This is a genomic window from Neobacillus massiliamazoniensis (genome assembly GCF_001048695.1).
Taxonomy (GTDB): domain Bacteria; phylum Bacillota; class Bacilli; order Bacillales; family Cytobacillaceae; genus Neobacillus; species Neobacillus massiliamazoniensis.
In genome coordinates, this window is the sequence record NZ_CVRB01000002.1 from 400,140 (window position 1) to 419,985 (window position 19,846).

At 39.5% G+C, this 19,846-nt stretch carries 18 protein-coding genes; 5 read left to right on the forward strand and 13 right to left on the reverse strand.

Annotated elements, in window-relative coordinates; genetic code table 11:
* The first annotated feature begins 295 nt into the window (after window positions 1-295).
* Window positions 296-844, forward strand: a complete 549-nt coding sequence (locus tag BN1082_RS09940) for an NADPH-dependent FMN reductase (RefSeq protein WP_425412140.1) — start codon at window positions 296-298, stop codon at window positions 842-844.
* 176 nt (window positions 845-1,020) lie between these two features.
* Here BN1082_RS09940 and tatA read toward each other — a convergent pair whose 3' ends face one another.
* From tatA to BN1082_RS09975, 7 genes are all read right to left on the reverse strand, one after another.
* The gene (gene tatA / locus BN1082_RS09945) at window positions 1,021-1,221 is read right to left on the reverse strand and encodes a twin-arginine translocase TatA/TatE family subunit (RefSeq protein WP_090633857.1); all 201 of its coding nucleotides are present in this window, start codon (window positions 1,219-1,221) and stop codon (window positions 1,021-1,023) included.
* Between the two features lie 20 nt (window positions 1,222-1,241).
* On the reverse strand, window positions 1,242-2,150 hold the full coding sequence (locus BN1082_RS09950) for a 4Fe-4S binding protein (protein WP_090633859.1): 909 nt from the start codon (window positions 2,148-2,150) through the stop codon (window positions 1,242-1,244).
* Between the two features lie 230 nt (window positions 2,151-2,380).
* On the reverse strand, window positions 2,381-3,628 hold the full coding sequence (locus tag BN1082_RS09955) for a sensor histidine kinase (RefSeq protein WP_090633860.1): 1,248 nt from the start codon (window positions 3,626-3,628) through the stop codon (window positions 2,381-2,383).
* Between the two features lie 9 nt (window positions 3,629-3,637).
* On the reverse strand, window positions 3,638-4,309 hold the full coding sequence (locus tag BN1082_RS09960) for a response regulator transcription factor (protein WP_090633863.1): 672 nt from the start codon (window positions 4,307-4,309) through the stop codon (window positions 3,638-3,640).
* Window positions 4,310-4,339: 30 nt separating this feature from the next.
* Window positions 4,340-5,173: an RnfABCDGE type electron transport complex subunit D gene (locus BN1082_RS09965; protein WP_090633865.1), complete on the reverse strand. Its 834-nt coding sequence runs from the start codon at window positions 5,171-5,173 to the stop codon at window positions 4,340-4,342.
* Entirely contained in the window at window positions 5,174-6,034 is an 861-nt protein-coding gene (locus BN1082_RS09970; RefSeq protein ID WP_245640379.1) for an FAD:protein FMN transferase, read from the reverse strand.
* Window positions 6,035-6,059: 25 nt separating this feature from the next.
* The gene (locus BN1082_RS09975; protein ID WP_090633869.1) at window positions 6,060-6,590 is read right to left on the reverse strand and encodes an FMN-binding protein; all 531 of its coding nucleotides are present in this window, start codon (window positions 6,588-6,590) and stop codon (window positions 6,060-6,062) included.
* 815 nt (window positions 6,591-7,405) lie between these two features.
* On the opposite strand from BN1082_RS09975, the gene BN1082_RS09980 reads away from it, so the two are divergent.
* On the forward strand, window positions 7,406-9,079 hold the full coding sequence (locus tag BN1082_RS09980) for a ribonuclease J (protein ID WP_090633871.1): 1,674 nt from the start codon (window positions 7,406-7,408) through the stop codon (window positions 9,077-9,079).
* 161 nt (window positions 9,080-9,240) lie between these two features.
* On the forward strand, window positions 9,241-9,720 hold the full coding sequence (locus BN1082_RS09985; RefSeq protein ID WP_090633873.1) for a divergent PAP2 family protein: 480 nt from the start codon (window positions 9,241-9,243) through the stop codon (window positions 9,718-9,720).
* Window positions 9,721-9,784: 64 nt separating this feature from the next.
* On the opposite strand, the gene BN1082_RS09990 is transcribed toward BN1082_RS09985, so the two are convergent.
* Entirely contained in the window at window positions 9,785-10,426 is a 642-nt protein-coding gene (locus BN1082_RS09990) for an NAD(P)-dependent oxidoreductase (protein ID WP_090633875.1), read from the reverse strand.
* Between the two features lie 175 nt (window positions 10,427-10,601).
* Here BN1082_RS09990 and BN1082_RS09995 point away from each other — a divergent pair, with 175 nt between their 5' ends.
* On the forward strand, window positions 10,602-11,039 hold the full coding sequence (locus tag BN1082_RS09995; RefSeq protein ID WP_090633877.1) for an Rrf2 family transcriptional regulator: 438 nt from the start codon (window positions 10,602-10,604) through the stop codon (window positions 11,037-11,039).
* A 744-nt stretch (window positions 11,040-11,783) separates the two neighbouring features.
* Here the strand turns inward: BN1082_RS09995 and BN1082_RS10000 are convergent.
* From BN1082_RS10000 to fabF, 4 genes are all read right to left on the reverse strand, one after another.
* Complete coding sequence (locus tag BN1082_RS10000; RefSeq protein WP_090633879.1) at window positions 11,784-14,960, reverse strand: DEAD/DEAH box helicase; 3,177 nt, start codon at window positions 14,958-14,960, stop codon at window positions 11,784-11,786.
* Window positions 14,961-15,213: 253 nt separating this feature from the next.
* The gene (locus tag BN1082_RS10005) at window positions 15,214-15,771 is read right to left on the reverse strand and encodes an isochorismatase family protein (RefSeq protein WP_090633881.1); all 558 of its coding nucleotides are present in this window, start codon (window positions 15,769-15,771) and stop codon (window positions 15,214-15,216) included.
* A 269-nt stretch (window positions 15,772-16,040) separates the two neighbouring features.
* Entirely contained in the window at window positions 16,041-16,466 is a 426-nt protein-coding gene (locus BN1082_RS10010; RefSeq protein ID WP_090633883.1) for a DUF1801 domain-containing protein, read from the reverse strand.
* 209 nt (window positions 16,467-16,675) lie between these two features.
* Window positions 16,676-17,911, reverse strand: coding sequence for a beta-ketoacyl-ACP synthase II (fabF, locus tag BN1082_RS10015; RefSeq protein WP_090633885.1), 1,236 nt, complete (start codon window positions 17,909-17,911; stop codon window positions 16,676-16,678).
* A gap of 107 nt (window positions 17,912-18,018) precedes the next feature.
* Here fabF and BN1082_RS10020 point away from each other — a divergent pair, with 107 nt between their 5' ends.
* Window positions 18,019-18,864: a helix-turn-helix transcriptional regulator gene (locus tag BN1082_RS10020; protein WP_090634932.1), complete on the forward strand. Its 846-nt coding sequence runs from the start codon at window positions 18,019-18,021 to the stop codon at window positions 18,862-18,864.
* Between the two features lie 112 nt (window positions 18,865-18,976).
* Here the strand turns inward: BN1082_RS10020 and BN1082_RS10025 are convergent, their stop codons facing one another.
* Window positions 18,977-19,822: an RNA polymerase sigma-70 factor gene (locus tag BN1082_RS10025; RefSeq protein WP_090634934.1), complete on the reverse strand. Its 846-nt coding sequence runs from the start codon at window positions 19,820-19,822 to the stop codon at window positions 18,977-18,979.
* Window positions 19,823-19,846: the final 24 nt, after the last annotated feature.

Consider the following 19,846-nt stretch of genomic DNA (forward strand, 5'->3'; position numbering starts at 1 on the left):
TCTTAGCGACCATTTTTTTTTTGCAAAACGGGCGTTGATCATCTGTTTTATTTGCGAAACTACAGTTTCATTTGCGAAAAATACAGTTTCATTTGCGAAAACATCGGTTTCATTTGCGAAAATATCGGATTGATTCAATCGCTTGACAAAATTTATTAAGAATAATATCATTATCTCGAATTAAGCATATATTAATTAAAGATACTTGAATTTTTAATATATACATCTTAAGGCGGTGTAGAAATTGGGTTTTTTAGGAAGAATATTTAAAGGTTCAACTAAGGAGGAAGAAAACATGACAAACTCAAAATTAAAAATAGGTATTATTTTAGGAAGCACACGACAAGGACGCGTTAGTCCACAAGTTGGCCAATGGGTAAAAGGCATTGCAGATAAACGCGAAGATGCAGAATATGAAATCGTCGATATCGCAGACTTCAAATTGCCATTTTTAGGGGAAGGCACAGGCCAAGAGCCTGGGCTACAAGCTTGGAACGAAAAACTTGCAAGCCTAGATGGCTTCGTATTCATTGTTCAAGAATACAACCACAGCATCACAGGTGCTCTAAAAAATGCTCTTGATTCAGCACGTGAAGCATGGAACAATAAGGCAGCGGGTATCGTTAGCTATGGTTCAACAGGCGGTGCCCGTGCAGCAGAACATTTACGTGGAATTTTAGGAGAATTAAAGGTAGCGGATGTTCGCACACATCCAACATTGTCCTTATTTACAGATTTCGAAAACTACAGTGTGTTCAAACCAGCTGAATTGCATCTTACAAATATGAATGCAATGCTTGATGAAGTAATTGCTTGGAGCGGCGCATTAAAAACGATACGATAAACTCACAAATAAAAGAATAATAAACATAGAAAACAGTTCTTTCATGAGGTGCCCTTTAAAAAAGGGCAATCTATTTGAAGCAGTTAACAAAATGGGAAAAGAGTCTCAGCTCTTTTCCCATTTATTTCTGCTTGCAGTCTATGTAAGATCTTCAATGAATCTGCTTCAAAAGTCAGCTATTTTGTTTGTTGTTCTGATTTTGCTGCCTCTGCTATATTTTCTTTTTCATCTTCTACCAGTTCTTTTGTTGAATTCTTAAATTCTTTTAATGATTGGCCTACTGCCCGTCCTATTTCTGGCAGCTTCTTTGGTCCGAATATTATAAGGGCAAGAACTAAAATTAAAATTAAACCTGGCATTCCAATATTGGATAACATACTTATACACTCCTTTAAATTTACGATATGTATGGGGAAAGAAATCCGTTGGTGCATGTAGTACATTTTTCTCCATAATCATGAAATGAATCATATACTTGATTACAAATGCTGCATTTCCTTTTATAAATAGGATAATGAATATCCTGAACCTTTGATATTTTCTCTTCTAAAGAAATAGCTTTTTCCGGGCAGATTTCTACACATAGCCGGCAAGATGAGCAAGCCTGTGCAGCAATCGAAAAGCTGGAGTCAGTGATATTTAGACATTTTTTTTCGCAAAGAACCTCACAAGCTTTACATAACGTACATTTGTCTGGATTTAAAGTTATTTTTGTAAATTGATAATCTGGATAGTATTTTGCTACATCTAAATCTTTATGATTAAAGCGCCATTTTGCCGGGGCAAATTGTTTCACTAAAGTTTGGCTTTCCTTTTTCCATTGAGTAAAGAGTTCTCTTCGGGAATAAACTTCTTCTGTTTTTTCAAAAGCTTTATCGGAAACGTTAAAAGAATCTTCACCTAGTTGATGAAGTATTGAGTTTGCTTCCTTAATTACTTGCTGCCAAGATTCCGTCAGTGAAGAATCTTCACCAATTATTTCGCTTACACCTTTTTTGTAAAGAACTAGCATTTCCTTAACGGTAGGTAAATGTTCTCCTGTAACCAAAAGTTTATTTTGAATCACAGTTCTTTTTGGAAAAATACCTGCTACTGCTTGAACTGGGCAAGCTGCAATACAAATTCCACACTCGACACACTTATCATTTTTAATAAAGGGTCTATTATTCACACTTGTGATAGCATCATGCTCACAAGCATCAAAACAGCTTTGACAAGTAGAACGAGGACTCTTATACCGAGTACAAGATGTCAATACTTCATATTCATAATCAAGACTCTCTACCCATTTATCCAAAAAGCCCATCCATTCCACCTCATTTAAGATTATTATCTTGATATAATTGACTTTCTTTTTGAAAAGTGATCATTAAATAGCTCCAAATTCATGCCATTCGCAGCCTTCCAGGTTTCCCTGATATCACGATAACCTGTCCTTCCATCATCTTTTATCCTTTAAAACCAAAAAAGCGTTTTTTCTTAAGATCTTAATAATCTTTTTTACCCTTCAGTTATCCAAGTTATGTCCTCTAAAAACTAAAAATTATTTTTAAGAGGGAGGCTGACAAGAACATGGGTCCCTTCTCCTTCTTTGCTCGTCACCCTTATTTTTCCTGAATGGGATTCTACAATCCATCTAGCAATCGATAGCCCTAACCCAGATCCTTCTAAATGGCGGGTTCTAGATTTATCCCCACGGTAATACCGATCAAAAATATAGGGAAGATCGGCCTTGGGTATGCCTATCCCTGTGTCAAAAATATCGATGATCGCACGGGAATTTTTTATACTGCTATTAATTGAAATAGATCCATTTTCCTTTGTGTATTTGAGGGCATTGTCTAAAAGAATAACAAACAGCTGCTTTAACCTCTCTTTATCCCCTACCATTTTTATGGAGTGAATATCAGCAGTTAGTTGGATATTTTTAAGAAACGCGAGCGCTTGAAAATCCTTCTCCACTTGATGGAGGATGACATCTAACTGGATGGGCTCATATATCAATTGCAGTTGATCTGAATCCGAGCGAGCTAATGTTAATAAATCAGTAGTCATTTTTGACATGTAATGAATTTCTTGAATAGCTTGATGAATGGTTTCACTCTCCTGTTCAACGCTATGATCAGGATGGCGAAACAAGTGTTCAAGATTCAGCTTCATCACAGAGAGTGGTGTGCGCAATTCATGTGAGGCATCTGCGACAAATTGCTGCTGCTTCTCCCATGACAATTTAATGGGTATTAATGCCTTATTGGCAAGGTAAATTCCCGCAATGATGGCGATAAACACACTTAATAATGAGCCAAAACCGATGATCATCAATAGATGAGATAACATTTCATTTTCGTGCTTTAGGTTGTAGATAATTTGGATCGTCTGAACAGGTGCATACTGCTTTGCCTTTGATACAGATAGATTTATATAGCGAAAGGACTCTCCCCCGATGGTCGTTGATTGAAGCCCTTCCTTCTTAACTAAATGCGAAAAACTTTGCGAATCGCGATGGGAAACCGAATTTTTGGGGATTACTTGGGATAGCTTATTATCCTTATCATATAGTATATAAACAAGCCGATGATTCTCTTCCTTCTCCGGGCTTAATTCCGTTCCTATCTTCTCCTTTTCGTGGAGGAGATGAGTTTGCTTTTCTAAAATGGTTTGGTCAACTTGGTGATACAAACTATATTGCATATAAAAATAAACCATGGCCCCAAAGGCATTTTGGAGGATAAAAAACACAAGAGCATTGAGGAAAACAAGCCGGCGTTTCGTCTTTTTAAACATATCTTTTACCTACTCCTTCAACATATATCCTACACCACGGACGGTTCGAATCAGATGGTCATAGTTAAAAGAAGCAAGTTTTTTTCGTAAATAATGGATGTAAAGATCTACAATAGCATCTGTCGTTTCCGAGTCAATTCCCCAAACTCTTTGAAAAATTTGTTCTCTCGTTAAAATTTGCTCCTTATTTTGAATCAAATAAAAGAGTAATTCATATTCTTTTATCGTCAATTTTAAACCCTGATGGTTAATAAATCCCTCATGCTGATGGGTGTCTAAGATAATAGGACCATAGCTTATTTTCCCTTCAACCCCTATTTTACCTGCTCGTCGAAGCAAAGACCGAACTCTTGCTAGCAGCTCTTGTGCCGCAAAGGGCTTCACAATATAATCATCCGCCCCTATGTCTAACCCCTGCACTTTATCCTCCATCAGATCCTTCGCTGTAAGAAACAATGTAGGCGTTTGATAGCCTTCTCTTCGTAACTTTCGAAGCAAAGAAAACCCATCCATTTTCGGCAGCATAACATCAAGGGTGATCAAATCGTATTCCCCTGATGTGGCCATGAAATAGCCTTCTTCCCCATCTTCCGCTTGGTCAACCTCGTATTCTTCTTCCTCCAATATTCTGGAAATAATTTTTCTTAATGGTAAATCATCTTCTACGACCAATACACGCATGATTGTCGCCAACTCCCTATTGACATTTACTTAATTAGACATTTTACCATATCTTTGTGTTCGTGATACACCTTGCTTAAGCGAAGATGCTTTTGAAGTGGAGCGTTTATTGAGATAGGTATATAGGTTTCCAGCCAATAACCCAACAAATAAATAGGTTAGTCCGCCGAAAATTCCATAAATAACGATTGACGTAACCGCCGTGAGAATGCCAAAAATGACTTGATTCTTAACTTTAGCCGGTGAAGTCGGTGGATCGGTAAGCATAAAAAAGCCAAAAAATAGAGTCGCATTAATAAATGGCGGCCTCAATGCGTCAGCAGCATTACCGATGTTGAAATAACCCATGAAAAATAATAAAACAAAAAAGATCCCCAAAAACGATAAAACTTGAGGGTATTTATTCACTCGTTCGGTTACGATGTATCCGCCGATCAAGAGAAATAGAATCGTCCACGAAGATAGGTCCCCAAAAGCTCCCCACCAGCTTTGCCCAGATTGAAAAACAAAGACCGATAGAAGTAAGCCAAAGGCGGCAGGATTAAATATCGGTTTCTTTTTGTAGACAAAAAGATGCTTAGACAAGATGGCGATTGCTGCCGTTCCGGCCACGATAATCTTTGGAGTTGTGACACTCAAAATGAGAGAAATGATTAATCCCGTAATAACAATTCCATCCTTACTGCTTTTTCGATTAGTAACCATGCAATAAATGAAATCTACAGCTAATGATACTGCAACAGCGATGGTACTATTCATTATACCCATCATATTTTTTGTTCCTATGGAAGCGATTATTAGATAAAAAACCATGGCAATGGTGACATAGCTTTTAGGTGTTTTGATCCATTTTTTTGCTGACAATTAAATCCCTCCTACTCTGTCAATTTGTAATTCTGGGGTGATAAGGAATCCTTTTAAATTCAATTCTTCCATCATCCTTTTCCCCTTTTGTATACCAATTAGAAATGCGGCAGTTGAAAAAGCATCTGCCATCATCGCAAATGGTGCGATCACACTACAGCTAATCAATTGATTGGGTGAGCGCTTAGTCCTCGGATTCAGTATGTGATGCACATCTGGAATCGTTTGACTCCTTCGTTCGTAACTCCCTGATGTGCAAATCGCTTCATTTGAAATCTCTACAGTTTCAATGATTTTATCCTTTTGCAATGGATGCTGGATCCCTATCTTCCACGGACCTCCATTTTCATCAACACCACCTGCATACAAATCTCCCCCAGCGTTGATAATAAACCCTGGAAATTCCTTCAACTCATTGGCGGCCAAATCGATGGCAAATCCTTTGGCCACAGCTCCTAAATCCAAGACGAGTGGTTTTTTTAACGTTAATGTACGTGTTTGTGGATGTAAGACGATATCACGATACGTAACGGAATCAGCTGAAGAACTCTCCATAAGATTTCCCGTTAAATAATCACGGTTAAATCCTGACTGCTCCATTGTTTTTCCCACCGTAGGATCGAATATTCCGTCGGTCAATTTAGCCATTTCAATTGCAAAGAACAGGGGCTGATATAAAAATGGACTTATTTCCACTGGAGCTCCGACGATTTGGCATGCCTGCATCAGTTCGCTTGAAGAAGTAAAACGACTGCAAGCTTGCTCCACTTTTTGAAAGGCTTGGAATGCACGATTTATTTTTTCTTCTGTTTCTTCCTTTGATATCTTACTGATGACCTGTATATCAACAACGGTATCCATGTACAATTTCGTTTTTCTCATTTTCTTAACCTTTATTTTGGGCTTGATTTAGGGCATCTTGTACTGCATCCTCAAAAGCTTGTGTACTATAGGTTGCACCTGATACATTCAATACTTGTGCACTTTGCTTCTGCAATACCTCATCTGGCAGCCCGACGATGTCACTTTCCGAATAGTGCATGGCAAAATTACTAATTGCCACATCTGTGATTTTATCGTTCTTAATGGTTACCTGAACATCCATTGATCCACGTCTGTTCATCCCTGAACCAGTAAAGGTGCCATCTTTATACAGGCTGTTCTTTTGGGAGCTGCTTGCTTGCGAACCATTTGATGAATCACTATTGGTTTGGCTGCTATTGCTTTGAGATCCACTTGATGATTGCCCTAGTTGCAACCCATTTAATGACTGACTATTTGTTTGGGTATTACTTGCAAGATGTTGTCTCGGCTGTCCCATGGTTGCTTGGGTTTCAGTAGTGAAATAACCAGCTGCATAAACCGCTGCAACGGCAGTGGAACAAAGAAGTACCCACTTTTTATCCGTCTTTTTCATCTAAATATCCTCCTAACACGATTCGTTCTCGTTATCTCTAGACAATAGCAGTATAAAATAGCAATATTAGAATTTTCTTAGAAACACGTATACAAATTTTTTGTAAAAAATGATTAACAAGACCTTAATATATAGGACATATTCTGTTAACAAAATTACTTTATAGTATCTATTAGTGGGGATAGCACGCGTGGCTATCATGGTATATGGCGAAGGTGGAGCCAATACTGCAAGAAAAAGTTACTCTTTGAAAATTTTCTCTATGAACATATAATGACATCTATATCATACGAAGCAAAAATCTCATTGGTATTAATGGGGTTTTTAACTTCATTTATGTACTTTAAGCAAATAAAAGCTTTGTTTTTGAAACCCTTATTCTTTAGGCTGTGTTAAACTTGCCTGTTGATTTGCGCTCAAGAAGCGAGCATCCGCGGGCGTTCCGGGGAGCCTCCTCGGCGCTTAAGCGCCTGTGGGGTCTCCCGCAGGAGTTTCGCGCCTTCCGCTCCAATCAACATAGTGTCAAAAATCAACAATGACCTTTAACACAGCCATTCTTTAAAAAGCCGAGTTTTTGCCGACTCGGTATACATAAATCTTTTCTGTGAAAGCGTTTATTTGCGAATCTTAAGCGCTTATTTGCGAAAATAAAAAGTTTATTTGCGATTTAACCTATTTTATTTGCGAAACTAAACCGTTTATTTGCGAAATCCCCCCTTCTATTTGCAAATTTCGGATTTACTGCCCGTTCCAAATAAAAGAATTCTAAAAGGGAATACTAACGATATTTACATGGATTTGGGGGGACAAAAATATTGGGAACCAACGAAAATACTTTATCCATTTTTGCATTAGGCGGTATAAACGAAATTGGAAAAAACATGTATGTGGTTCAATATTCCGATGACATTGTGGTCATCGATTGCGGCGGTAAGTTTCCCGATGAGAGCTTGTTGGGAATTGATTTGATTATCCCTGATATTACCTATCTTGAAGAGAATCAGGATAAAATTCGGGCTTTGGTTGTGACACATGGGCACGAAGATCATATCGGCGGTATTCCTTATTTTTTAAGAAAACTAAATGTACCTATTTATGCGACACGTTTTACTCTTGGATTAGTTGAATTAAAATTGACCGAGCATCGGCTAAAAAGAGATACCAAACTCATTGCGATTGACTCGGACTCAAAACTCGAGTTTGGTGAAATTGGGGTCTCTTTTTTTAAAGTTAGCCATAGCATTCCTGATTGTCTTGGGATTGTTTTTCAAACACCGGAAGGAACTGTCGTCCATACCGGTGACTTTAAATTTGATTTAACACCTGCTAATAACCAATATGCGGATATTCATAAAATGGCTGAAATTGGCAGGCAGGGCGTCTTGGCTTTAATATCGGAGAGTACGAATGCCGAACGAAAAGGCCTGACCCCATCGGAGCGAATGGTAGGAGGCCATATGAACGAAGCCTTCATGAAGGCTCAGGGGAAAATCTTTATCTCGACCTTCGCCTCCAATGTTAATCGAGTTCAGCAGGTTGTGGATGCAGCCATGCTGACCAATCGAAAGCTGGCATTGGTTGGCCGAAGTATGGTCAATGTTGTTTCAGTTGCGATGGAACGAGGCTATATTCATATTCCTGAAGGGATGTTAATTGAAGCAGGCGAAGTCGATCAGCTGTCTCCGGAAAAGGTTGCCATCCTTTGTACTGGGAGCCAAGGAGAGCCTATGGCAGCCCTTTCCCGTCTCTCTAGCGGTAACTACCGAGATGTTTCCATATACCCTGGGGACACTGTCATTTTAGCAGCATCACCGATCCCTGGGAATGAACGGGATGTTTCAAAAATCATCGACAACTTATATCAGCTCGGTGCTAACGTGATTTATGGCTCTGGAAGCACCACGGGAATGCATGTTTCCGGACATGGCTATCAAGAAGACTTAAAGCTCATGCTGACATTAATGAAACCTACATATTTTATTCCGATTCACGGCGAATATCGGATGCTGCACCATCATCGGTTGTTAGCCGAATCGGTTGGAGTAGAAGAAGGAAACACATTTATCATTAAAAATGGTGATGTCGTCGATATCGAACACTCGATTGCGAGGCAGACTCGCTCGATTCCTTCAGGAGATACGTATGTGGACGGAATGGGTGTCGGCGATGTCGGGGATATTGTATTGCGAGACCGGAAGCAGCTTTCTGAAGATGGAATGCTCGTGGTGGTAATCACCATAAATAAAACGGACCGGAAGATTATTTCCGGACCTGACACCATTACGCGCGGATTCGTGTTTGTCAAAGATTCGGAGGACCTCCTAAAAGAGGTGAATCGACTTGTTAAAAAAACCGTTACCGACTTACAAGACGAAAATATCCGCCAATGGAGCATCATCAAACAAAATATCAAAAAATCAGTAGGTCAATATTTATACGCCCAAACAAAACGGAAACCCATGATACTCCCTATCATAATTGAAATTTAAATTAGGTGTCAGGCACTGGTAGTTATGTAAACCTGGTGCCTGACACCCAAATTCGATGCTTTTATTAAAATTTTTTCATTATCAGGATGGTCTTCGTTCTGAAAACAACCTAGTTTTTGGTATGCTAGGTGTATAAAGTCAATTTTTAATAGGAGGACCAAATGTTTTTATCTTATCCATTGTTGGCGGCTCTATTAGGGATGCTGATTGCCCAATTTGTCAAAATCCCGATTCACTTTTTAACATCAAGAGAAATAAAATGGGATCTGATGTTCAGTACCGGCGGCATGCCAAGTTCTCATACAGCATTCGTTATTTCCTTAACAACCGCCATCGGATTGACCTCAGGGTTTTATTCCAATGAGTTTGCCATTTGCGTCGTTTTTGCCGCAATTGTCATGCATGATGCAACGGGTGTCCGCCGCCATGCCGGTTTTCATGCAGAGATTTTAAATAAACTAATGGCTGATTTCAACAGCCTGATCGAAACGTTAAAAGACCCGGACCTTAAGAAAACAGAATCCGGGAAAAAATTAAAAGAACTATTAGGGCATAAGCCGGCAGAAGTGTTTTTTGGAGCCATTACAGGTATCATTATTGCTTTTTTAACGTATGTATTCTATCCATTCCCACTTCATTAAGAGTTGTTAATAAAAATGATCAGACCCCACATTACCAAGCGTGGGGTCTGATTATTTTCAAATATTATTCTGCTTCAGCAACAACAGTAAATCTTTCGTTCACATGTTGAGGATTTTCAATTTCATCAATAACTGCAATGGCATAATCAGCATAGCTAATATAGCTTTCACCTTTTGCATTGAGCATTAGGTTGTCCTTCCCTGTTTGATAAGAACCTGTTCGTTTACCTTCTGGGTTGAAGAATCCTGCTGGGCTAATATAAGTCCATTTAATTCCAGTTGTATTTTGTAATTCCTCAAGATTTTTACCCATATTTTTCGCAGTTGCAAGGTAGGCTTCAGGGAAATTAGGAGTGTCAAACACTCGTAATGTTTTCTCTTCATCAACAAATAAGCTTCCAGCCCCTCCAACGACAATTAATCTAGTGCTTGGAGCACCTTTTAACACGTCAATTAACACTTTACCAGCTTCTACATGCTGATGTTCTTGCCCTGGAGCAGCATTGAATGCATTTACGACTACATCAAATCCTTTAATATCCTCAGCTACTAGGTCAAAAATGTTTTTCTCCATTACTGCAACCTGCTGATTTTGAACTTTTGCTGCATCTCTAACAATCGCTGTAACTTCGTGACCTCTTTCAACAGCTTCCTTTAAGATTAGTTTACCTGACTTACCACTTGCACCGATAATTCCAATTTTCATGATCTATTTCCTCCAATTAGTGAATTTGGTTTACTTGTAACAGAAATGATTACATGTAATAATATAAGTTACAGGTTTGTTGTTTGTCAACTAAAATCCATCCTAACTTGTAACTGCTTGTATTACATGTTAATTTCTTTATAATTAAGAAGTGAATGAAAGGAAGGCGAAAAAGATGTCGATTAGCAGCCGTTTTGCTGTTGGAATCCATATTCTATCCCTATTAGAGATAAATAAAGACAAAGTGAATACATCTGAGTTTATCGCTTCTAGCGTCAATACGAATCCTGCTGTCATACGAAAGATTACGGGTATGCTGAAAAATGCAGGATTGGTCAAAGTCCGACCTGGTGTTGCGGGTGCGTCTCTGGCAAAGGAATTGACTCATATCACATTACTAGATGTATACAAAGCCGTTAACGTCGTCCAGGATAAAGAGTTATTTGGCATGCATGAGAATCCAAATCCAGATTGTCTTGTTGGGCGGAACATACAAAAGGCAATCGATCCCATTTTCTCTGCAGCTGAACTCGCATTAGAAAAGGCTTTAGGAACAGTAACGATTGCAGATGTGGTAAAGGATATTTTAGAAAAAGAAAAATCAATGTCGTAAGCGATATAATTTTTTTCTTTGGAATAGCGTAGTCTTTCAACAGGCCCGACTTGCCTGTGACACCGAAAAAACCTTGCCAATTTGACAAGGTTTTCTCGGTTTATTGTTTCATATTTTGATTGGTATCACTCATCATTCGTATTGAACGTTTTCTAAACATTCCCCAAAAAATAACTAAAGAGATAGAATTAAAAGCTAGGTAATTAAACTGGTTACTGTGACCGTATTGAAGAAAAATCGCCGAACAGGGGCAAATTAAACTGGTTACTGTGACCGAAATTAAAGATAGATCTCCGAAACGGACAAATTAAACTGGTTAACGTGACCCAAATTGAAGAGTGATCGCCGTAACGGGCAAATTAAACTGGTTAACGTGACCCAAATTGAAGCAAGATCTCCGAAATGGGCAAATTAAACTGGTTAACGTGACCCAAATTGAAGCAAGATCTCCGAAATGGGCAAATTAAACTGGTTACTGTGACCAAAAATGAAAAAGATAATCGAAACGGGCAAATTACGTGACCAGTTTGGAAAAAATGATTGATTTCAGGCATGTAAACTTTTTTACGTACCCGATATCACTCGATATAAAACAAATTGTGTATGTAGATGCTCCCTACGTGCACGTAACAGCGTCGTTTTGTGGAAAATATCTACGTAGAACCTCTCTACGTTAACGAATTGGCACTAATTAGAAAAAAACGTCCACGTAGACCCCATCTACGTGGACGTACCTGCCCCAATCTATATCATCAATATCTCTCGAATATCTTCTTCGGTAAGTGCAGACATGATTTTTTCATCAGAATCGATGATTTCCTCGATGAGATGCCGCTTTTTGTCTTGGAGTTCATTCATTTTTTCTTCGATGGTTCCCCGGGCAACGAGCTTGATGACCTGGACAACATTTTTCTGACCGATACGATGGGCGCGGTCCGCTGCTTGTTCCTCGACGGCTGGATTCCACCATGTGTCATATAAAATAACGGTATCGGCACTCATCAGGTTAAGGCCCGTCCCTCCTGCTTTCAAGGAAATGAGGAATAAATCACGTTCACCACTATTAAATCGTTGGCAGATTTCCAGCCGCTCATCTGCTGGCGTTTGTCCATCAAGGTAAAAGAATCCAAGCCCTTTCGTTGTTAACGCTCGGCCGATGATCTCCAGCATTTTCGTGAACTGTGAAAAAATTAACACCCTTCTTCCGGAAAGCTTTGATTCTTCTATAATTTGCAGTAGCTGCGTAAATTTTGCTGAGTTTCCTTTATAACCATCCACAAACAAGCTTGGGTGACAACAAATCTGTCGCAGGCGAGTCAAACCAGCCAAAATTTTGATCCGATTTTTCCGAATTGTATCTTTATCCAATTGCTTCAACGTGTCGTGTCGTAGTTTCGCTAAATAGGCCGCATACAACTTCTTTTGTTCAGGAAGTAGCTCTACGGTTTCCAACGACTCTATTTTCTCAGGAAGCTCTGAAAGCACGTCTTCTTTCAATCTGCGCAATAAAAATGGGCGAATTCTCCGAGCAATGTTTGCCCTTGAAAGCTGACTATATTCCTTTAACCCGCGAAAAAGTTCAGGAAAGACGACATGAAAAATGGACCAAAGCTCCTCTAACGAATTCTCCACCGGTGTACCAGTAAGTGCAAATTGATGATCTGCCTGTATCTTCTTTACAGCTCTTGCTGTTTGAGTCAAAGGATTTTTAAATGCTTGCGCCTCATCAAAAAACACCGTATGAAAAAATTGTTTGGCAAACCAATTTATGTCCCGGCGTAATAGCGGGTAAGAGGTGATCAACACATCAATATCCGTTATGTCATCAAGCAGCTTCGTCCGCTCCACTTTCGTCCCATCGATGACAACCACATTTAAAGAAGGAGCGAATTTCCTGAATTCACTTAACCAGTTATACGTCAAAGATGATGGACAAACAATAAGAACTGGCAGCTTTTCTTTACGGACAGTAGGAAGCACTGATACTATAAACGCAATGCTTTGAATTGTTTTTCCGAGTCCCATATCATCCGCTAAAATTCCTCCAAAGCCGTAGTAGGCAAGTGTTTTCATCCATTTAAACCCGAGCTTTTGATAATCTTTCAGGATGGGGTCTAAACTCGCTGGCACCTCGAACTCCAAACGGCCAGGATGACGGAGATGATCAAGGAACTGCCGAAAGGATTCCTCTAGCTTGAAGGCATCGTTTACCTCGACAGAATCGAGAAGCTGAAGACACTGTTCGACGGGTAAATCCAAACCATTTGCCAAATCTTTATTCACGACATATGGTGAATGAAGAAAACGCTGAATTTCTTCAAATTCCCTCGTCTGAAGCGATAGCAGTGATCCATTCGGCAAGCGATAATATTTCCGCTTTTCCTCTAATGCCGCCAAAACATCACGGATCTGCTGCTCATTAATGCCATCCATTTCAAATTTGAATTCAAGCCAATTGGTCCGTTCTTTCTTGACCTTCACTCTCACCTGCGGGTGGGCATTCCCTCTAAAAATACGATTTCTTACAGCCGTCGTGGCATAAATTTGGGTAAGCTTTTGGAGCCTCGGAACGATATTGTACAAAAACTCGTACTCGAGCTCCTCATTATGCAAAAAGTAGCCTCCATCCGTCTTGGCAAACGAGCTATCCTCCATAATCTGTAGGATCTCATCCTCCTTGTCGACATCCCTTATCAATATAGAGCCTGGCGGAAGTTCTCTATTCTCCAGTGGATGAATGATCATATGCTCATAGTGAAATTCGAGTCCTGCAAGCAGTCGATTCTTCACACGATCCAAGTAGAGCTTGGCCACAAGTGGTGTGCTTATTAATTGCTTCGTTAACGCTTCAGCTATGGTAACCGTCCCTAGTTTTTTTAACCCTTGCGCCACTTTTTCTAGAAAAAAACGAATTTGTTGTTGTGGAATAGGAATTTGATTCGTACCGGAAGCATCAAGCATTTGAATCAGGTCAGTAAGTCGCTGACTATCCTGAATTTCTAACTGTTTCATTTTTCCATCAAAAAGAACGGATTGATAGGGCTCAAGCACAATCATTCGATGGAAGCCTTCCACCTTCAGTTGATAGCCCTTGCCCTCTGCTTCTGTAAAGGTAAACTGCAACGGCAGCGAATCCTCTGTAACTTGCAGTCCGGAAAAGGTTTGTCCATCATGCTCCAACTTCACCTGAGGTGCTTTTTGCAGTAAAGGCAGGAGTCGTTCCCAAGAAGATACTGGAATGGGGAGCATCCCCGGACAATCTCGGTCTTCACCATCCACATACATCATTTCATCACGAATCACTTGAATTAGCTGCTGAATCACAGCATCAGTTTCTTTTTGAAAGCAATGAAGACGTTGGTCGTACGTGAACGAACTGGAAAGTTTGTATGGATTCCCTTCTCTCACATGCTCTAGGAAAGCGCGAATATTTTCCACTTTGCTTGAACCTAGATGCATTTCAATTCCAAATAAGTAACTTCCAGTGCCTATCGCGACGGGTCTACAGATAAACTCCACATCAAGCACTTTTCTTTTTTCAAAGTGAAGCTGATGACCGCTTGAGCGAACAGGCTGATCAGTGAAAAGAGTCAGTAATCCTTCTGTCAGTTCCTGATTGGTTGTCGGGATAGTTCCTTGCCGTTGATGCTCGTAGATCGCCAATAACACTGCTGCAATATGCTGACAATCCAAATCAAAAGAAGCCAGCTTAGGGCAGCTGCATTCCGTTCGCAACTCTCCATTGGCATCCGTTTCAATCGTTACATGGAACGCTTCATCTCCAGTTACCGTAGCTTGGCAACGGTCAGGAAGATATTGCTGAAATGTTACTTTATTCATACGATAAAAATAATCTCCTCTTTTGAAGGAGACATTGCCGCACATTTCTTTTATGATTTTATGATTAAGTGTAAAGTTCACGGGTCATACTCCTTCACTGAGAGGTCTAGTATTTGAGTTCCTCTATAACCATGATTGTATTATATAAGAGTTCCTTATTTTTGTTAAATACGTATAACCCCATTCTAATTTTAGGATGGGGTTAAAATAAAGTGGTTTAATTTTCGGTGTAAAATACTTCACTGTATTTAAATGGATCTTTCACAATCGAGCCCGATTGCCAAAGATCAATAAAGTTTTCAGAGCTTCTCAGATTAAGAGGGTAAATGGCGATTTACCGGTAATTGTCATGGATTGGTTGAAACAAATCTTCTTGAGTAGTCCGAACAACAGAAAAATTGTCAACATTATAATGACCATGTAGTATTTCATTGTGATGGCTTATTATCTTTTCGGCAGATAGGGTTGAAGAATCTGTCGTCGAATGACCATCTCCAACTAAAGTAACATCAAAATGATTCACCGTTGCAGTTCTAACCGCTGTGTCAATACAGTGTTCTGTTTTACATCCCATGATAACTAGATGTTCAATCTTGTTGTCCTTTAAAAAACCTAATAATGGTGTACCATAGAACGAATTTGTAGCCGCTTTATCAAATATTTTTGCAGTGGTTGGCACCTTTACTTTTGGGTGTATTTGAAACCCTGGACCTTCGCCGTTAGCAACATCTTTATCCCTTATAAAGACGATTAAAACTTGTGATTCTAATGCTTTATTAATAACCAAATTAACGTGATCTAATAATACTTCTTTATTAAGCACACTTTTCATTTCATTATTGCCATCAACTAATTCTTGTTGGACATCAATAATAAGCAAAGCTTGGTTCAATAGAAAAACTCCTTTTCATTATAATTTTTACACATGTTCTCCAAATCTTTCTGAATATTAATGATCATAATACCGCCCCCCTTATCTTTTGAACTAATTTCGTTATAAAACTATAAAATCCTCTTTTTCAACTTGGTATCATTTGATAACTTTTTTACTTTTGTTATTCAACTATATAGCGCTTCGATGGAATAATATTACTGATGTTTTTAAATAAATTTAAAGAGCCTTGCTATATTCATTGTAATAAGGCTCTTACTTTTTTAGGTTTAGGCATTGGGATAGGTTTCTTGTAAAAACTGGACGGATTGCTTAATGAGTGCTTTTAATACAGAAATATCGATGTCTGACACCTTATTGATGTACACACATCCTTTCCCGGTCGTATGTTTACCAAAGTCCTTAAGCAATTCCTCTCGTTTTGTTTCACCAGGAGCAAAATACAAACTAATTTTTGCCTTTCGAGGTGAAAAGCCCACTAGAGGGGCATCCCCTTCATGACCTGATTCATACTTATAATGATAGGATCCAAATCCAATAATACTCGGTCCCCACATTTTTGCTTCATATCCTGTCGCTTCCGTAAATACATCGACTAATTTATAGGCGTCCTCACGTTTTTTCGAGCTTTCGACACTCTCAATAAACTCCACGACACTGTTTTCCGTTTCTTTTGTTTTTTGCTGATAGGTCATTAAAATCTCCCCATTCTCTAAATTAATAGTTTTGACGATAAGTGTTTTTAATACATTATTACTAAAAAGAAGAAACTACAGACTCTTATTGAATAATTCGGTACTTATCTTTTTAATCAATACTCTTTTCATACTGCTTTTCCTGCATTAATTTAAAAATACAATAAAAACACCCCTGTTTAACAAATTGTTATCCAGGGGCCATTCATTTATAGATATTTCTTTAAAACAATGACGGCATTGTGGCCGCCAAAGCCAAAGGAATTGGATAGACCGATTAGCAAGTCTGCCTTGCGCGCATCATTTGGAACATAATCTAAATCACATAATGGATCCGGTTGTTCTTGATTTATGGTTGGAGGAACGATTCCCTCTTGGATACTTTTAACTAATGCAATTGCTTCGGCTCCGCCCGCAGCACCTAACAAATGACCAGTCATCGACTTGTTGGCTGTGATTGGGATCTGATTTGCAATTGGACCAAATAGTTGCTTAATCGCCAATGTTTCTGAACGGTCACCTACTTCCGTACTTGTTGCATGGGCGCTAATAACATCAATTTCTTTCGGAGAAATAGCAGCATCACGTAATGCCGATTTCATTGCCAGATACGCTCCTTTTCCTTCTGGGTGTGAAGCCACTATATGATAGGCATCTGAACTTGCACCATACCCAATTACTTCTGCAAAAATTTGTGCCTTTCTCGCTACTGCATGAGATAACGATTCTAAAATTAAAATTCCTGCACCTTCTGCCATGACAAATCCATCCCGATTCGCATCAAATGGCCGGCTTGATTTTTCAGGTTCGTTATTCCTCGTTGATAAAGCTGTCGCATTTTCAAAGCTTGCTAAAGATACACCATTTACCCCCGATTCAGCTCCGCCGGCAAACATCACATCCGCACTGCCATAGCGAATCAATCGAAAAGCCTCTCCAATCGCCGTATTTCCAATCGAACATGCTGTTACCGGTGCCATGCTCGGTCCCATTGCTTGATATTTTATGCTGATTTGAGCAGCAGCCATATTGGAGATAATTGCGGGCACTAACATTGGGCTGACTTTTCTTGGCCCTCTTTCACGAAACAAATCCACATTATGGATAAGCGTTTCGATCCCACCTACCCCCGAGCCAACATAGACACCAAACCGTTCTGGATCAATCGTATCTAAGTCTAAACCTGATTGCTTCCACGCTTGTTCTGCAGCGGCCATCGCAAAATGACAAAACGGGTCTAATCTTCTTGCTTCCTTTCTTCCTAATAGGGCGTCTGCATCAAAATCCTTCACCAACCCAGCAATTTTCGTCTTATGATGTGTTGTATCAAATGTATTAATAGTAGAAATTCCAGACTTTCCTTCGATTAAATTTCCCCAGAATGTTTCAATGTCATTACCAAGTGGTGAAATAACGCCCATTCCTGTTATGACTACTCTTTCCATGCTCTATCCCTCCTGAAACTTGTTATTACTATTCTTACTTAGTCATTATCCTATTACAAGTTGTAGTTTATACTAGTATTAATACTACTACATTGGAGGGAACGGACATCAATAACCAAACTAGACTGGTTGCACTCTCTGATTTTTTAAAATTAAAGCGTTCAAAAATTAAGCCCGAGACTGTGGGATTACCTGCAGGAATTCGTAGGAGGACCTCTGGTCTTAGAAGAGAGGAAGTTGCCCAATTAGCGGGCGTCAGTACCACTTGGTACACCTGGTTGGAGCAAGGGAGAGATATAAAGGTATCCACGGTTGTATTAGATTGCATTTCTAATGCGTTGCGATTAACTAATGATGAACGAAAATACTTATACGATTTAGCATTGGATACACACGCCATTGCTTCTTCTAAAACAGTGGCACAGCCAAAAATCAGTTCTTCATTGGAAAAAATTCTTAAGGAATTGAAATACTGCCCAACCATTGTGACCGACCGCTATTGTCAGATTATCAGTTGGAATCGCGCTGCCACTCATGTTTTCTTGGATTTCGAACAGGTCCCTGTGGAAGAAAGAAATCTAATTCGCATAGTCTTTGAAAGAAAAGAGTTACGAGCCCTTGCCGTCAATTGGGAGCATTTTGTCAAAGGATTTCTCGCCATTTTCCGTGTTTACTACGGGCAATACGTTGGGGACGATTGGTACAAACAATTTATTGAAAAAATGAGTGTACGCCACCCTGACTTCCAGACCCTATGGCTAGAAAGTCAGGTAAGCACGGCTCCAGAGGTACAGATTGAATTCAGACATGCCAAGGCGGGAAAAATGTTATTTAATTTAACCTCGCTTCAAGTACAAGGAGATACCGATTTACGATGTAGCATCTACACGCCATTGGAGGATTCCTCAACAGAAACGAAATTAAAAAAATTGATGAAAAAAAACGGTGATTAATTCACTTTGGTTAAGTTTTTTCGTGGAATAAATTAATATTTAAAATCACTACTAGCAGTGACCATTATTTTATTAAGATCACTGCTAGTACTCTAGTTGATTCCCCTCAGTGTTATAAATGCCTCAATTTATCCGGATTCCTAACAAAATACAGGTTGTGAACGGTACCTTTCTCGAAATGCATGATGACAACGGTATCGATCCTATCCCCTTCATGGATAACAAGCCCTATTTGACCATTTATCTCTGTGATCTCCATCTTCATTCCTTCGACTTTCCTCATTAAACCGAAAAGGAACTTGGCGACATGAACACGTGAATGTATTGGATGAACGGCAGTAAATGCTTTGCCCCCTCCGTCCGCAATTAATGTGACGTCCTCTGCAAGAATAGATACAACCGTATCCATATTGCCTTGTTCAAGTGCAGATAGAAACCGTTGAACCCATTCTTTGCTCGCCGTTTCTGCGCAGATCGGTTCTTCAATGGCAATTCCCATCTTTCCTCTTGCACGGCTGACCATCTTGCGACAATTCGATTCACTTTTGCCAATTAGCTCAGCAATAATCGAATATTCAAAGCCAAGGGCCTCACGAAGCACGAATGCAGCCCGTTCCGAAGGAGACAGCCTTTCAAGCAGTACGAGCATCGCATAAGATAACAGTTCACCACGAACAACCAATTCAATTGATTCATCCTCTGATGTAAGGATGGGCTCAGGAAGCCATTCTCCGAAGTACTGCTCCCGCTTCTTACGAGCAGATTTGAGTATATCTAGACAGCGGTTTGTAACCATTTTGCACAAGTAGGCTTTCGGTTCAACCAAACATTCCAGTTCAATGTCATATAACTTCATGAATACATCCTGTACAGCATCCTCGGCATCGGAGGCCGACCCGGTTAGTTGGTAGGCTAGCGTAAAAAGCAGCCCTTTATATTGCTCGTATAACTTTTGCATCTCAACCATTTCCATTCACTTCCA

Bases quoted from the DNA above. Each gene is read 5' to 3' on its own strand.
- BN1082_RS09940 (WP_425412140.1), top strand. From the start codon at position 296: ATGACAAACTCAAAATTAAAAATAGGTATTATTTTAGGAAGCACACGA.
- BN1082_RS10010 (WP_090633883.1), bottom strand. From the start codon at position 16,466: ATGACCTATCAGCAAAAAACAAAAGAAACGGAAAACAGTGTCGTGGAG.
- BN1082_RS10025 (WP_090634934.1), bottom strand. From the start codon at position 19,822: ATGCAAAAGTTATACGAGCAATATAAAGGGCTGCTTTTTACGCTAGCC.
- BN1082_RS09990 (WP_090633875.1), bottom strand. From the start codon at position 10,426: ATGAAAATTGGAATTATCGGTGCAAGTGGTAAGTCAGGTAAACTAATC.
- BN1082_RS09950 (WP_090633859.1), bottom strand. From the start codon at position 2,150: ATGGGCTTTTTGGATAAATGGGTAGAGAGTCTTGATTATGAATATGAA.
- BN1082_RS09970 (WP_245640379.1), bottom strand. From the start codon at position 6,034: ATGGATACCGTTGTTGATATACAGGTCATCAGTAAGATATCAAAGGAA.
- fabF (WP_090633885.1), bottom strand. From the start codon at position 17,911: ATGGAAAGAGTAGTCATAACAGGAATGGGCGTTATTTCACCACTTGGT.
- BN1082_RS09955 (WP_090633860.1), bottom strand. From the start codon at position 3,628: ATGTTTAAAAAGACGAAACGCCGGCTTGTTTTCCTCAATGCTCTTGTG.
- BN1082_RS09995 (WP_090633877.1), top strand. From the start codon at position 10,602: ATGTCGATTAGCAGCCGTTTTGCTGTTGGAATCCATATTCTATCCCTA.
- BN1082_RS09985 (WP_090633873.1), top strand. From the start codon at position 9,241: ATGTTTTTATCTTATCCATTGTTGGCGGCTCTATTAGGGATGCTGATT.
- BN1082_RS09960 (WP_090633863.1), bottom strand. From the start codon at position 4,309: ATGCGTGTATTGGTCGTAGAAGATGATTTACCATTAAGAAAAATTATT.
- BN1082_RS09975 (WP_090633869.1), bottom strand. From the start codon at position 6,590: ATGAAAAAGACGGATAAAAAGTGGGTACTTCTTTGTTCCACTGCCGTT.
- tatA (WP_090633857.1), bottom strand. From the start codon at position 1,221: ATGTTATCCAATATTGGAATGCCAGGTTTAATTTTAATTTTAGTTCTT.